Here is a 13,060-nt window from a genome sequence, read left to right as displayed (position 1 = left end):
TCGCCTTTCGAGGCGTCCGCGCTAGGTTGCGTCGGTGTGCCTCGTGGCGTGGCGCGGTGTCTAAGGGCAAACGCCGGGGGGTGCAAGCGCAATCTGGACGGTTTTTTGCCTCTCAAGTAAAGAAAGTTCATGGAGCCGAAAAACAGCCCCCGAATTTCCCCCGCGCAAGAGCGCGAAACCCGTTTGAAGGCCGCGCTGAAGGCGAATCTCGCCCGGCGCAAGGCACAGGCCAAGGCGCGCGACGCCGCGTCAACAGAAGATAACAAGCCCGAAGACGGGCAGAGCAGTGAAAAGGACAGCTAATGGATTCGATCGTCGTCACGGGCAACGGCCCGCTATCGGGACAGATTCCGATCGCCGGTGCCAAGAACGCCTGTCTCACGCTGATGCCGGCGACTCTCCTGACCGACCAGCCGCTCACGTTGACCAACGCACCGCGCCTGTCGGACATCCGCACCATGACGCTGCTGCTGCAATCGCTCGGTGCCGAGGTGCAGGCACTCAACGACGGGCAGGTGCTGGCCATGTCCAGCCACGCGGTGACCTCGACCCGCGCCGACTATGACATCGTGCGCAAGATGCGCGCCTCGATCCTCGTGCTCGGCCCGCTGCTGGCGCGCTTCGGCCATGCCGAGGTCTCGCTGCCCGGCGGCTGTGCCATCGGCGCGCGCCCGGTGGACCTGCACCTCAGGGCGCTCGAGGCGATGGGCGCGGATCTCGACCTGCGCGAGGGGTACGTGCACGCCAAGGCGCCGTCGGGCGGGCTGAAGGGCGGCATCGTCGAGTTCCCCTTCGCCTCGGTCGGCGCCACCGAGAACGCGCTGATGGCGGCGACGCTGGCCAAGGGCACCACGGTGATCCGCAATGCCGCGCGCGAGCCCGAGATCGTCGATCTGGCCGAGTGCCTGCGCAAGATGGGCGCGCAGATCGAGGGTGAGGGCACCAGCACCATCGAGATCCAGGGCGTCGAGTCTCTGGGCGGGGCGACCCACCGGGTGGTCACCGACCGTATCGAGCTCGGCACCTACATGCTGGCCCCGGCGATCTGCGGCGGCGAGGTGGAATGCCTCGGCGGCAAGATCGCGCTGGTCGAGAGCTTCTGCGAGAAGCTCGACGAGGCGGGCATCTCGGTCGAGGAAACCGCGACCGGCCTCAAGGTGGCCCGCAGGAACGGCCGGGTAAAGGCCGTGAACGTGACCACCGAGCCCTTCCCCGGCTTCCCGACCGACCTGCAGGCGCAGATGATGGCGTTGCTCTGCACCGCCGAGGGCGAGAGCGTGCTGGAAGAGAAGATCTTCGAGAACCGCTTCATGCACGCACCCGAATTGCTGCGCATGGGCGCAAAGATCGACGTGCACGGCGGCACCGCCCGCGTGAGCGGCGTCGAGAAGCTGAAGGGTGCGCCGGTGATGGCCACCGATCTGCGCGCTTCTGTCTCGCTTATTCTCGCGGGTCTCGCCGCAGAGGGGGAAACCGTGGTAAGCCGGGTGTATCATCTGGACCGTGGCTATGAGCACGTGGTCCGCAAACTGCGCGGCGTGGGCGCCAAGATCGAACGGGTGAAGGCCGAGTGACCGGGGACGCAAGATTCGAAGACGCGGGCAGTCAGCCGCTCAACCTTGGTGCAATGGACCCGGAGGACCTGCAGGTTCTCTCGGCTCTGGCACAGGACGCGGTCCTGACCGTGGGCGACGTGGCCTGGGAAAAGCGCCACCAGCGGCTCGCGCTGCTGGTCAACCGGCTGCGCCGCGAGGACGGGGTGCATGTCTCGCCGCCCGAGCGGGTGCGGTCGCTTCTTGTTGTCGAGAACGTCCTGAAGGTCTCGGCGCAGGGCGTCAGCCCGGCAGAGCGCGACACGGTGCTCTCGCTGCTCTCCGTCAGCTTCGAGCCGGGCGCGGATGGCAACGGCTTCGTCGAGCTGACCTTTGCCGGCGACGGCGCGATCCGCGTCGAGGTCGAAGCGCTGGAGCTGCGACTGAAGGATGTCACCCGCCCCTATGGCGCCATTTCGGGGCAGGTGCCGGACCACGGCGCCTGAGCCTGCCGCCATCAGCCTGCCACGAGAGAAAACTTGGCGGGGGCGTGGGGAAAACCTGCGCCCCCGTTTGGTTTGAGCTGCGCGCCCTACTGGGACTGGAGCGTTTCGACGTATTCCGCCAGCGCAAGGATGCGCCCGCGGGTGACGATCTCGCTGGCATAGGCGCCGATCTCTCCCGACAGGTCCTGCTTGAAGCGCGCCCCCCAGACCGGCATCGGCCCGCCGTGGCCGCGGGTGCCGCTGCGCCCGTCGATGGTCTGGATCACCTGCAGCAAGGGAAACACCCCGTCGTTATGCGCCGCGATCTGCGTCAGATCCGCCGGGGCGACGGTCAGGAATTCCGCCAGCGGCCCGTCTCCGGTTCCGCTTTCACCATGGCAGGTCGCGCAGGCGTTCGTGTATTCGGTCTGGCCTGCCTCCTGCGCAAAAGCCCCGCCAACAAGGCAGAGCGGCAGCAAGAACAGTCCGCAGTCATGCAATTTCATGATGTCCTCCTCAAATTGCCCGGCATCCTCCCATGCCGGTCCCAAGATATTTCACTCACCGCATGTATCTGTCCCTGATCCATGTCATGTGCGGCGGCATCTGGGCGCGGCGTGTCTCAAGGCTTGAGCCGCGCCGCGGTTCTCTCTAAGCAGTGCCGCGACAAGGAGACCGCCCATGCCCGTCTTTCTCGACACCACCGATCCGGATTTCGAGCTTGAGTTCGCCCAGCTGCTCGGCGCCAAGCGCGAGGACAGCCCCGATGTGGACGATATCGTCGCGGGCATCATCGCCGACGTGCGCGCACGCGGCGATGCGGCGGTGCTGGAGCTGACCGCGAAGTTCGACCGGCTCGAGCTGGACGCGGCGGGGCTGCGGTTCACACCCGAAGAGATCGACGCCTATTGCGCGCAGGTGCCCGAGGCCGAGCGCGCCGCGCTCGAGACCGCCGCCGAGCGCATCCGCGCCTACCACGTCCGGCAGATGCCCGAGGACGCGCAATGGACCGATCCCGACGGGGCGACCCTCGGCTGGCGCTGGACGCCGGTCTCTGCCGCCGGTCTCTACGTGCCGGGCGGACTGGCAAGCTATCCGTCCTCGGTGCTGATGAATGCCATTCCCGCCAAGGTGGCGGGGGTCGAGCGGCTCTGCATCGCCGTGCCGACGCCCGATGGGATTGCCAACCCGCTGGTGCTGCTGGCGGCGCGCATCGCCGGGGTCGACGAGATCTACCGCATCGGTGGTGCGCAGGCGATCGCCGCGCTGGCCTATGGCACCGAGAGCATCGCTCCGGTGGACAAGATCACCGGGCCGGGCAACGCCTTTGTCGCCGCGGCCAAGCGCCGGGTCTTCGGCAAGGTCGGCATCGACATGATCGCCGGCCCGTCGGAAATCCTCGTCATCGCCGATGCAGACAACGATCCCGAGTTCATCGCCCTCGATCTGCTCAGCCAGGCCGAGCACGACGAAAGCGCCCAGTCGATCCTGATCACCCCCGACGCCGGCCTTGCCCGAAAGGTGGCCGACGAGGTTGCCCGGCAGCTCGAGGTGCTGGAGCGCCGCGGCATCGCCGGGGCCAGCTGGCGCGACTTCGGCGCGGTCATCATCTGCCGGGATCTCGACGAGGCCGCCGCCCTGTCGAACCGCGTCGCACCCGAGCACCTGGAGCTCTGCGTCGCCGAGCCCGAGGCGCTGTCCGAGCAAATCCGCCACGCCGGCGCGATCTTTCTCGGCCAATGGACCCCCGAGGCGATCGGCGACTACGTCGGCGGGCCGAACCACGTGCTGCCCACCGCGCGCTCGGCGCGTTTCTCCTCGGGGCTGTCGGTGCTCGACTTCGTCAAGCGCACCACGCTTGCCAAGATGTCGCCCGAGGCGCTGCGTGCCATCGGCCCCGCCGCCGAGGTGCTGGCGCAGTCCGAGAGCCTGCAGGCGCACGGCCTGTCGGTCACCGCGCGGCTGCGCAAGCTCAACGGCTGATCGTCCGGGGCAGGGGGTCGCGGCCCCCGCCTCATGAGTCGCAACGCGCATTGCCCCATCCTCTCGCATTGGCTACAGATTCCGGAGCCGCAGCCGAGGACGCGCCCATGAGCACCATCGCCCGTATCGAGCTTGACGACGCCAACCTGCCGCCTCCGACCCCGGAGATCGAGCAGGAGCGGCGCGTGGCGATGTTCGACCTCATGGAAGACAACAGCTTTGCCCTGCCGGCGCGCAACGGCCGCGACGTCCCCGAGGGCCCCTATGCGCTCGGCCTGTCGATCCGCGACAAGCGGCTGGTCTTCGACATCACCACCGAGGCGGGCGATCCGGCGGCCGAGTTCCATCTCTCGCTGGCACCGTTCCGGCAGGTGGTGAAGGACTACTTCCAGATCTGCAAAAGCTACTTCGACGCGGTGAAATCCGCCGCGCCCAGCCAGATCGAAACCATCGACATGGCCCGTCGCGGCATCCACAACGAAGGCGCACGCATCCTGCAAGAACGCCTCGAGGGCAAGGCAGAGGTCGACACCGACACCGCGCGGCGGCTTTTCACCCTCATCTGCGTGCTGCATTTCGGAGGCTGACCGCGTGCCGAAGCTGCCGCAATCGGTGCTCTTCTGCTGCGACCACAACGCCGTGCGCTCGCCCATGGCCGAGGGCATCATGAAAAAGCTCTACGGTCAGGGCACCTACGTGCAGTCGGTTGGAGTGGTGAACGATCTCGAGATCGACGGCTTCGCGATCTCGGTCTGCCAGGAAATCGGGGTCGAGCTGTCCCGCCACCGCTCGCGCAGCTTCGAGGAACTCGAGGAGATGGGCGAAACCCTGTCGGGGTTCGACCTGATCGTCGCCATGTCGCCCGCCTCGCAGCGCGCCGCGCTGGAGCTGACGCGCTTCTTTCACCTGACGGTGGAATACTGGCCGATCATGGATCCGACCGGGCTCGGCGAGACCCGCGAGACCAAGCTCAACGCCTACCGCCAGACCCGCGACCAGATCTACGACAAGCTCAAGACCCGATGGGGAGACACATGACGGCCACCGAAACGATCAAAGCCTATTTTGCCGCCTTCAACGCCAAGGACACCGAGGCGATGCTCGAGCTGCTGGCTCCGGACATCGCGCACCACGTGAACGAGGGGCAGATCCGCTCGGGCAAGATCAAGTTCGCCGAGTTCTGCGCCCATATGTCCCACTGCTACGACGAGCACCTGACCGACATGGTGATCTTCGAGGCCGAGGGCGGTAGCCGCGCCGCAGCCGAGTTCATCGTGAACGGCACCTACCTGCGCACCGATTCCGGTCTGCCGGAGGCGAAGGGCCAGACATACCGCCTGCCCGCTGGCTCGTTCTTCAGCCTTGAGGGTGGCAAGATCACCCGCGTGGTGACCTACTACAATCTCGCCGACTGGATCCGGCAGGTCTCGTGACCTCGGTGATCGAAACCCGGACCCTCACCGGCGCGGCGCTCGACGCCGCGCTCGACGACGTGGCGCGGCTGCGCATCGCGGTGTTCCGCGACTGGCCCTATCTCTACGAGGGCGATCTGGGCTACGAGCGGCGCTACCTCGAAAGTTACCGGACCAGCGCCGGTGCCGTGCTGGTCGGTGCCTTCGACGGCCCGCGCCTCGTCGGTGCCGCCACCGGCACGCCGATGGAGGATCATGCCGAGGATTTCGCCGCGCCCTTCGCCGCCACCGGTCTCGCGCTGCCCGAGATCTTCTACTGCGCCGAGTCGGTGCTGCTGCCCGAGGCGCGCGGGCAGGGGATCGGCCACCGGTTCTTCGATCTGCGCGAAGCGCACGCCCGCGCCCTCGGCCGCCGCCACAGCGCCTTCTGCGCCGTGATGCGCCCGGCGGATCACCCGCTGCGCCCCGCGGGCTATGCCCCGCTCGACCCGTTCTGGCGCAAGCGCGGCTACACGCCGCTCGACGGCGTCGTTGCCCGCTTCCGTTGGCGCGACGTGGACCAGCCCGAGCAGACCGACCACGCCCTGCAATTCTGGCTCCGTGACCTCGGCAAGGACGCCGCCTGAGCCTTCTTCTCTTTCCAAAAACGCCGGGGGAGTCCGCGCCAGCGGACGGGGGCAGCGCCCCCTCCGTCCCGGCAAGACCAAGGACGCCGCCCATGAAGATCGCCACCGCCGCCTACCCGATGGACTTCCTCGAAAGCTGGGACGCCTATGCCGCCAAGATCGAGGCCTGGGTCGCCGAGGCGGCGGGGCAGGGCGCGGAGCTGATGGTCTTCCCTGAGTACGGCTCGATGGAGATCGCGACGCTGGCGGGCCGCGCGGCTGCGGCGGACCTCGAGGCCTCGCTGCACGCGGTGTCGGAACGGATGCCGCAGGTCGATGCGCTGCATTCCGATCTCGCCGCGAAATACGGGGCCCATATTCTCGCCGCCTCGGCCCCGGTCTTCGATGCCGCGATCGGGCCGCGCCCCGTCAACCGCGCGCGCTTTTTCGCGCCCGGCGGCGGCATGGAATTCCAGGACAAGCAGATCATGACCCGCTTCGAGCGCGAGGAGTGGCACGTGGTCGGGGGCGCGCCGCTGCACCTCTTCGACACGGCGCTCGGCAAGATCGGGATCCTGATCTGCTATGACAGCGAGTACCCGCTGCTCGGCCGGGCGCTGCGCGACGCCGAACTGCTGCTGGTGCCCTCCTGCACCGAGGCGCAGGCGGGCTATTCGCGCGTGCGCATCGGCGCAATGGCCCGCGCCCTCGAACAGCAGTGCGTCGCGGTCATGGCCTCGACCGTGGGCAGCTGCGACTGGTCCGAGGCGGTGGACACCAACACCGGAATGGGCGGCGTCTTCTGCCCGCCCGACACTGGCTTTCCCGCCACCGGGGTGATCGCCGAGGGCCAGCTCGGCCGGCCCGGCTGGACCTTTGCCGAGGTTGACCTTGACGCCGTCGCGCGGGTCCGTAACGATGGCGTCGTGCTGAACCGCAGCCACTGGGACGATCAGTCCGGCCGCGACGGCCCCGTGACCCTGCGGGCGCTGCGCTAGAGCCTATTCCCGACAATCTGCAATTGTGGTCTTGAAAATTGTGCCGTTTGGGCGCATATGCATCCGCGTTCCGCGAAAGTCAGCGGAACTGCATTTTCAGGAGAAAGCATGGCCAAGGAAGATACGCTCGAATTTCCCGGTGTCGTGAAGGAACTCCTGCCCAACGCGACGTTTCGGGTCGAGCTTGAGAACGGCCATGAGATCATCGCGCACACGGCAGGCAAGATGCGGAAAAACCGCATCCGGGTTCTTGCCGGCGACAAGGTTCAGGTGGAAATGACGCCCTATGATCTGACCAAGGGCCGGATCAACTACCGCTTCAAGTAAGTTCCGCATGACCCGGAATCTCATGGCGGATCCCGCGTTCCCTCAAATGGACACGGGAGGTCCGCGCATGAAACTCGTCCTCGGTTCCGGCTCGCCCCGGCGGCGTGAACTTCTCGCGCAGCTTGGCGTCACCGCCGACGACATCCGCACGCCCGACATCGACGAAGATCCGATGCCGGGCGAGCTGCCCCGCCCCTACTGCGTGCGCCTCGCGCGCGAGAAGGTGCAGGCGATTCCCGCCTCCGACACAGAGATCGTGCTCTCCGCCGACACCACCGTCGCGCTGGGGCGCCGCATCCTGGGCAAGCCCCGCGATGCCGGTGAGGCCGCAGACTTCCTCACCCGGCTCTCGGGCCGCCGTCACCGTGTGATCACCGCCGTCGCGGTGCGCCGGGGCGATCGCGTCTGGGAACGTGACGTGGTCACGCAGGTGCAGATGAAGAACCTCTCGAACGAGGAGCTGAACGCCTACCTCGCCTCGGGCGACTGGCAGGGCAAGGCCGGGGGCTACGGCATCCAGGGCCCCGCCGGGGCGTTCATCCCGTGGATCAACGGCAGTTTCACCTCGGTGGTCGGCTTGCCGCTGGCCGAGACCGCGAACCTGCTGCTCGCGGCAGGCTACCCGCTTTACAAACCCGCAGACTGACGAAGAGGGAAGTCGCATGAAGGGACGCACCATTGCTCTCGGCCACCTCGGCGAGGCCGAGGCCGCGGCGCTGATCGTCGACGGCCAGCTCGAGGACCTGCTGATCGACGGCGACCACGCACGACCGGGCACCATCTACCGCGGCATCGCGCAGCGCCCGATGAAGGGGCAGGGCGGCATGTTCCTCGACACGCCCGAGGGCTCGGCCTTCCTGCGCCAGGTCAAGGGGCTCGCGCCCGGCCAACCGGTCATCGTGCAGGTCACCGGCTTCGCCGAGCCCGGCAAGGCGATCCCGGTCACCACCCGCATTCTCTTCAAGTCGCGCTACGCCATCGTCACCCCCGGCGCGCCGGGGCTGAACATCTCGCGCCGCATCAAGGACGAGGATATCCGCGAGAGCCTGCTCGAGATCGCCCACGTGGTTATGCCGGATGCCAAGGAAGCCGAGAACGGCCTGATCCTGCGCTCCTCCTGCGCCGAGGGCGACCCGGAGGAGATCGCCGAGGACATCGCCGCCATGGCGCAGCTCTGCGCGCAGGTGATGGCGGATGTCTCGGGCAAGGCGGAGCTGCTGGTCGAGGGGGACGGGCCGCACGCGCAGGCCTGGCGCGAGTGGGAAGAGGCCGAGGTCGATGCCGAGCCCGGCGCCTTCGAGCGGCACGACGTGCACGAGATGATCGCGGCGCTGCAGCGGCCGCTGGTGCCGCTGCCCGGCGGTGGCTCGATGTGCATCGAGCCCACGCGCGCGCTGGTGGCCGTGGATGTGAACACCGGCGGCGACACCTCGCCCGCGGCAGGGCTCAAGGCCAATATCGCCGCCCTGCGCGAACTGCCCCGGCAGCTGCGCCTGCGCGGCCTTGGCGGGCAGGTCATCGTCGATCCCGCGCCGATCCCGAAGAAGGAACGCCGCCAGCTCGAAGGCGTGCTGCGCGCGGCCCTGAAGACCGATGCCACCGAGACCATCCTTGCCGGCTGGACCCAGCTGGGGCTCATGGAACTGCAACGCAAGCGCGAGCGCGTGCCGCTGAGCGAGGTGCTGAAGCCGGGGATGCTGTCATGAGCTGTCCGATCTGCAACCGCCCCTCTGACGAGAAGTACCGTCCCTTCTGCTCGAAGCGCTGCGCGGACGTCGACCTGGCGAAATGGATGTCGGGCAGCTACGCGGTGCCCTCCGAGGACCCGCAGGACGTCGAAGAGGCGATCGATCTCGCCGAGCGCGAGCGCGCCAAGCAGACGCGGCACTGAGAGGGGCGGGCGTCGGGCGCCGCCCCGCCGCATCGCATGCGGGGGCCGAGCCAATCGGGGCTCCGCCCCCGCCGCGCTGCGCGCGCCTCCCCCGGGATATTTCGACCTAGAAGAAGGCCGGGGCGGCGGCGGCGGCCTCGGTCCTGCTCGGCGGCGGCGCTATTGGCTGTTGCAGCCGCGCCGGACTGCGCTAACGTCCGGCGCATGAGTGATCTTCCTGTCTATCCCCTGCTTCGCACCGCCGGCATCGACGGGCTGCTGGTGAGTTTCGGCGACACGTTGAGCGAGCCGGCCAACCGCGCCGCGCTGGCCTTCCGCGCCGCGCTCGAGCGTGAGGCTTGGGAGGGTGTGGAGGAGATTTCCTCGTCGCTGGTCTCGGCCTACCTGCGCTTCGATCCGCTGGCGGTGCGCCATGCGGAGCTCGAGGCGCGCCTGCGGGGGCTCATGGCGTCGCGCGACTGGCTGCAGGCCGAGATGCCGCAGGGCCGCAGGCTGCACCGCATCCCGACCGCCTATGGCGGCGCGCTCGGCCCACAGCTTGCCGAGGCGGCTCAGGTCGCCGGCATGAGCGAGGCCGAGGCGCTGCTCTCGCTGTCCTCGTCGCGGGTGCGGGTGACGGCGCTCGGCTTCGCGCCGGGCCAGCCCTATCTTGGCGAGTTGCCCGAGGTCTGGAACATCCCGCGCCAGCAGGCGCTGACCCCGCGCGTGCCGCAGGGGGCGCTGGTGCTGGCGATCCGCCAGTTCGTGATCTTCTCGGTCACCGCGCCCACCGGTTGGCGCCATGTCGGGCAGACCGCCGCGCCGCTGTTCCGGCTGGGTGCCGAGCGGCCGTTCCTGCTGGCGCCGGGCGACGAGGTGGAGTTCCCGCAGGTTTCAGCGGAGGCCTTCGCCCGGCTGCAGGCCGACCCCGAGGGCGGCGCGACATGGGAGACGCTGGCATGACGCGGGAGCTCATCGTGCATCGCGCGGGCCCGGCGGTGACCGTGCAGGACGGCGGGCGTCCGGGGTGGATCGCCTATGGCCTGTCGCGCGGTGGGGCCATGGACCGCCTGGCGCTGGCCGAAGGCGCGGCATTGCTCGGGCAGGGCGAGAGCGCGGCGCTGGAGATGGGCGGCATGGGCGGGCGCTTCGAGGCGGGCTGCGATCTGCGCATCGCGCTCACCGGCGCGCCGATGCGGGCCAGCATCGACGGTGCACCGGTGACCTGGCACGCGAGTCACGCCCTGCCCAGGGGCGCGGTGCTGGAGATCGGGCCGGTGCAATCCGGCGCCTATGGCTACCTGTCGGTGGGCGGCGGGCTGCGGCCGGAGACGGTGCTGGGGGCGGTCTCGGCGCATCTGACCGCCGGGCTCGGCCGGGCGGTCGAGGCGGGAGACCGGATTCCCGTCGGCGCGGACAACGGTGGCGCGGTGGCGCGCAGGCTGGTGGTGGAAGACCGCTTCTCGGGCGGCGAACTGCGCGTCGTGGAAAGCCTGCAGACCCGGCTCTTCCCCGAGGCGCAGCGCCTCCGGCTCGGCACCACGCGGTTTACCCGCGATGCCCGCGCCAATCGAATGGGCGTGAAGGTGGTGCCCGAGGGCGACGCCTTCGGCGTCGAGGGCGGGCTCTCGGTGGTCTCGGAGATCATCACCCCCGGCGATATCCAGGTGACCGGCGACGGCGCGCCTTTCGTGCTGCTTGCCGAATGCCAGACCACCGGGGGCTACCCGCGCCTCGCCACGGTCATCCCCGCCGATCTGCCGCGCATCGCGCAGGCACCGGCGGGGGCCGAACTGCGCTTCCGCTTCGTCACCATGGACGAGGCGCTGGCGGCCGAGGCCGCGCATCGCGCCGCGCTGGCGGCGCTGCCGCGCCGGGTCGAGGCGCTGGTGCGCCATCCGCGCGACGTGCCCGAGCTCTTGGGCTACAAGCTGGTCAGCGGGTTCTCCAACGGCGAGCATCACGATCACTAGGACGACATGGAAAAGGAGCGCGCGGGATGAGCAGCGTCGATCTCAACGCGGATATGGGAGAGAGCTTCGGGCCTTGGGTCATGGGGCAGGATGAGGCGCTGCTCGAGGTGATCACCTCGGCCAATATCGCCTGCGGCTTCCATGCCAGCGATCCCGACGTCATGGCGGCGACGATGACGCTGGCGGTCGCGCGCGGCACCGGCATCGGCGCGCATCCGGGCTTTCCGGACCTGCAGGGCTTCGGGCGGCGGCGCATGGAGGTATCGAAGGCCAGCTTGCGCAACCTCGTGGCCTACCAGCTGGGCGCGGCGCAGGCGATGGCGGGCAAGGCGGGCGGCAGCGTGCGGCACCTGAAGCTGCACGGCGCGCTGGCCAACATGTGCGCCGAGGACAAGGCCATGGCGCTCGCCGCCTACGAGGGCGCGCTCGCCGTCGATCCGCAGATCATCGTCATGGTGCTGGCGGCGACGGAGCAGCAGGCGGCGGTCGAGGAGCTGGGCTGCCGCTGGGCGGGCGAGATCTTCGCCGACCGTGCGTACAACGACGATGCCACGCTGGTCGACCGGTCGTTGCCCGGCGCGGTGATCCACGATCCCGCGCTGGCGGCGGAGCGCATGGTGAAGATGGTGCAGGCCGGGGCAATCATCACCGAGAGCGGCAAGCACATCCCGGCGGCGGTGGACACGATCTGCCTGCACGGCGACGGCAAGACCGCGCTCGAGATCGCCCGGTCGGTGCGCGCGGCGCTGCAAGGCGCGGGCGTCGCGCTGGAGGTCTTTCCGGGGCGCAGCGGCCGGGTCTGAAAGCGCCGGGGCCGTGCGCCGGCCTCAGCCGTTGATCCAATAGGCCGAGAAATAGCTTCGCTCGCGCGGAAGTCCCAGCTTCTGGAAGCGGGCCTTGGCGGTCCGGACTACGGATTTCTCGGCGGCCAGCCAGACGAAGAGATCGTCGTCGACCGCGTCGATCTTGGCCAGCGCCGCGGCAAGCCCGCCGCCGTCCTTGCGGGAAATCCAATGCAGCGCCATGCCGGCTGGCAGGGGCAGCTCGGGCCGGTCCGCTGCGGCACCGGTCTCGATCAGCACCGTGCCGCGGCGGCTGTCCGGGGAGTGCGCGAGGATGCGGCGGATCGCCGGCAGGGCGGTCTCGTCCCCGGCCAGCAGGATATGGGCTGCCTCGGGGAAATCGCCGCCGCCCGGACCCATCACGCCGACCGTCTCGCCCGGCATCGCGCGTCGCGCCCAGTCGGTGGTGCGCCCGCCCTCATGCTCGAAGATGTCGAAGGCGAAACGCCCGGCGGCCGCGTCGAGCCAGACGAAGGTGTAGGCGGCGCGGTGCAGCGCGCAGGCACCGTCGGGCCAGATGGTGCGGCCCTGTTCGGTCAGCTCGGGCCAGCGCGGGCTGGTGCCCTCGGGTGGCAGCAGCAGCGAGAAATGCATCCCGCCGGTCTGCAGCGCGGCGATGCCGTCGCAGGCCATCTCGACGCGCAGGAAATTCGGGGTGATGCGCCGTGTGGTGAGCACGGTTGCAAGGTGGAAATTCGGCGGGGTGCGCGCCTCGGCGACGCCGCTCCAGCGCATGCGGGTCCCGGCGTCGGGCAACAGGTGGTCGAGCAGGTAGATCACCGTCTCGCGGCACTGGTGCAGGGGCAGCTCGCCCTCGGCCTCGATTTCCACGGCGAAGCCCGCCGCGTCGAGGTGCAGCGCCACGTCCGCCCTGGCGTAGCAGGCGCGCAGGTGCGGGCCACGCTCTTCCAGCGGAATTCCATATTCCTCCAGATGGCTGCGCAGGTGGGCGACGAACCCGTCGGGCAGGATGCCGTCGAAACGGCTGCTCGAGGTGGAACGGTGCGGTTGGCTCATGGCGCTCTCCTCCGGC

Annotated in this window: 18 protein-coding genes; 16 read left to right on the top strand and 2 right to left on the bottom strand. The window is 69.1% G+C overall.

What is annotated here, in order from left to right:
* Window positions 1-129: 129 nt before the first annotated feature.
* Genes IQ782_RS21515 through IQ782_RS21505 form a run of 3 tightly spaced genes read left to right on the top strand, consistent with a single transcriptional unit; the run spans window position 130 to window position 2,038 of the window.
* Window positions 130-303: a hypothetical protein gene (locus IQ782_RS21515; protein WP_194136728.1), complete on the top strand. Its 174-nt coding sequence runs from the start codon at window positions 130-132 to the stop codon at window positions 301-303.
* A complete protein-coding gene (murA, locus tag IQ782_RS21510) occupies window positions 303-1,574 on the top strand; it encodes a UDP-N-acetylglucosamine 1-carboxyvinyltransferase (RefSeq protein WP_194136727.1) in 1,272 nt (423 codons plus the stop codon). The genes IQ782_RS21515 and murA overlap by 1 nt, the downstream gene beginning before the upstream one ends.
* Entirely contained in the window at window positions 1,571-2,038 is a 468-nt protein-coding gene (locus tag IQ782_RS21505) for a DUF2948 family protein (RefSeq protein ID WP_338092624.1), read from the top strand. Before murA ends, IQ782_RS21505 begins: the two co-directional genes overlap by 4 nt.
* 86 nt (window positions 2,039-2,124) lie before the next feature.
* Here the strand turns inward: IQ782_RS21505 and IQ782_RS21500 are convergent, their stop codons facing one another.
* Window positions 2,125-2,523, bottom strand: a complete 399-nt coding sequence (locus IQ782_RS21500; RefSeq protein WP_194136726.1) for a c-type cytochrome — start codon at window positions 2,521-2,523, stop codon at window positions 2,125-2,127.
* Window positions 2,524-2,698: 175 nt separating this feature from the next.
* Here IQ782_RS21500 and hisD point away from each other — a divergent pair, with 175 nt between their 5' ends.
* From hisD to IQ782_RS21435, 13 genes are all read left to right on the top strand, one after another.
* On the top strand, window positions 2,699-4,000 hold the full coding sequence (gene hisD / locus IQ782_RS21495; RefSeq protein ID WP_194136725.1) for a histidinol dehydrogenase: 1,302 nt from the start codon (window positions 2,699-2,701) through the stop codon (window positions 3,998-4,000).
* 107 nt (window positions 4,001-4,107) lie between these two features.
* Window positions 4,108-4,587, top strand: coding sequence for a UPF0262 family protein (locus tag IQ782_RS21490; protein ID WP_194136724.1), 480 nt, complete (start codon window positions 4,108-4,110; stop codon window positions 4,585-4,587).
* Window positions 4,588-4,591: 4 nt separating this feature from the next.
* Window positions 4,592-5,038, top strand: a complete 447-nt coding sequence (locus IQ782_RS21485; protein ID WP_194136723.1) for an arsenate reductase/protein-tyrosine-phosphatase family protein — start codon at window positions 4,592-4,594, stop codon at window positions 5,036-5,038.
* Window positions 5,035-5,433, top strand: coding sequence for a ketosteroid isomerase-related protein (locus tag IQ782_RS21480; protein ID WP_240989465.1), 399 nt, complete (start codon window positions 5,035-5,037; stop codon window positions 5,431-5,433). The genes IQ782_RS21485 and IQ782_RS21480 overlap by 4 nt, the downstream gene beginning before the upstream one ends.
* A 5-nt stretch (window positions 5,434-5,438) precedes the next feature.
* Complete coding sequence (locus IQ782_RS21475; RefSeq protein ID WP_420832683.1) at window positions 5,439-6,038, top strand: GNAT family N-acetyltransferase; 600 nt, start codon at window positions 5,439-5,441, stop codon at window positions 6,036-6,038.
* Window positions 6,039-6,130: 92 nt separating this feature from the next.
* Window positions 6,131-7,015 (top strand): carbon-nitrogen hydrolase family protein, encoded by an 885-nt coding sequence (locus IQ782_RS21470; RefSeq protein WP_194136721.1) that lies wholly within the window; start codon window positions 6,131-6,133, stop codon window positions 7,013-7,015.
* A gap of 108 nt (window positions 7,016-7,123) precedes the next feature.
* Complete coding sequence (gene infA, locus IQ782_RS21465; RefSeq protein ID WP_005978431.1) at window positions 7,124-7,342, top strand: translation initiation factor IF-1; 219 nt, start codon at window positions 7,124-7,126, stop codon at window positions 7,340-7,342.
* Window positions 7,343-7,409: 67 nt separating this feature from the next.
* The gene (locus IQ782_RS21460; RefSeq protein ID WP_194136720.1) at window positions 7,410-7,988 is read left to right on the top strand and encodes a Maf family protein; all 579 of its coding nucleotides are present in this window, start codon (window positions 7,410-7,412) and stop codon (window positions 7,986-7,988) included.
* 16 nt (window positions 7,989-8,004) lie between these two features.
* Complete coding sequence (locus IQ782_RS21455) at window positions 8,005-9,048, top strand: ribonuclease E/G (protein ID WP_194136719.1); 1,044 nt, start codon at window positions 8,005-8,007, stop codon at window positions 9,046-9,048.
* Window positions 9,045-9,233 carry a DNA gyrase inhibitor YacG gene (locus IQ782_RS21450; protein ID WP_194136718.1) on the top strand — a complete coding sequence of 63 codons (189 nt, stop codon included), beginning with the start codon at window positions 9,045-9,047 and terminating at the stop codon, window positions 9,231-9,233. The genes IQ782_RS21455 and IQ782_RS21450 overlap by 4 nt, the downstream gene beginning before the upstream one ends.
* Before the next feature lie 204 nt (window positions 9,234-9,437).
* Window positions 9,438-10,175 carry a 5-oxoprolinase subunit B family protein gene (locus IQ782_RS21445; protein WP_194136717.1) on the top strand — a complete coding sequence of 246 codons (738 nt, stop codon included), beginning with the start codon at window positions 9,438-9,440 and terminating at the stop codon, window positions 10,173-10,175.
* On the top strand, window positions 10,172-11,185 hold the full coding sequence (locus IQ782_RS21440; RefSeq protein WP_194136716.1) for a 5-oxoprolinase subunit C family protein: 1,014 nt from the start codon (window positions 10,172-10,174) through the stop codon (window positions 11,183-11,185). Before IQ782_RS21445 ends, IQ782_RS21440 begins: the two co-directional genes overlap by 4 nt.
* A gap of 26 nt (window positions 11,186-11,211) precedes the next feature.
* Window positions 11,212-11,988: a LamB/YcsF family protein gene (locus IQ782_RS21435; protein ID WP_194136715.1), complete on the top strand. Its 777-nt coding sequence runs from the start codon at window positions 11,212-11,214 to the stop codon at window positions 11,986-11,988.
* 24 nt (window positions 11,989-12,012) lie between these two features.
* On the opposite strand, the gene IQ782_RS21430 is transcribed toward IQ782_RS21435, so the two are convergent.
* Window positions 12,013-13,044 carry a siderophore-interacting protein gene (locus tag IQ782_RS21430; protein WP_194136714.1) on the bottom strand — a complete coding sequence of 344 codons (1,032 nt, stop codon included), beginning with the start codon at window positions 13,042-13,044 and terminating at the stop codon, window positions 12,013-12,015.
* Window positions 13,045-13,060: the final 16 nt, after the last annotated feature.

Source organism: Salipiger mangrovisoli (assembly GCF_015223355.1).
GTDB classification, from domain to species: Bacteria; Pseudomonadota; Alphaproteobacteria; order Rhodobacterales; family Rhodobacteraceae; genus Salipiger; species Salipiger mangrovisoli.
Note: the sequence above shows the minus strand (reverse complement) of the source record. Positions and strands in the feature narration are given on the sequence as shown.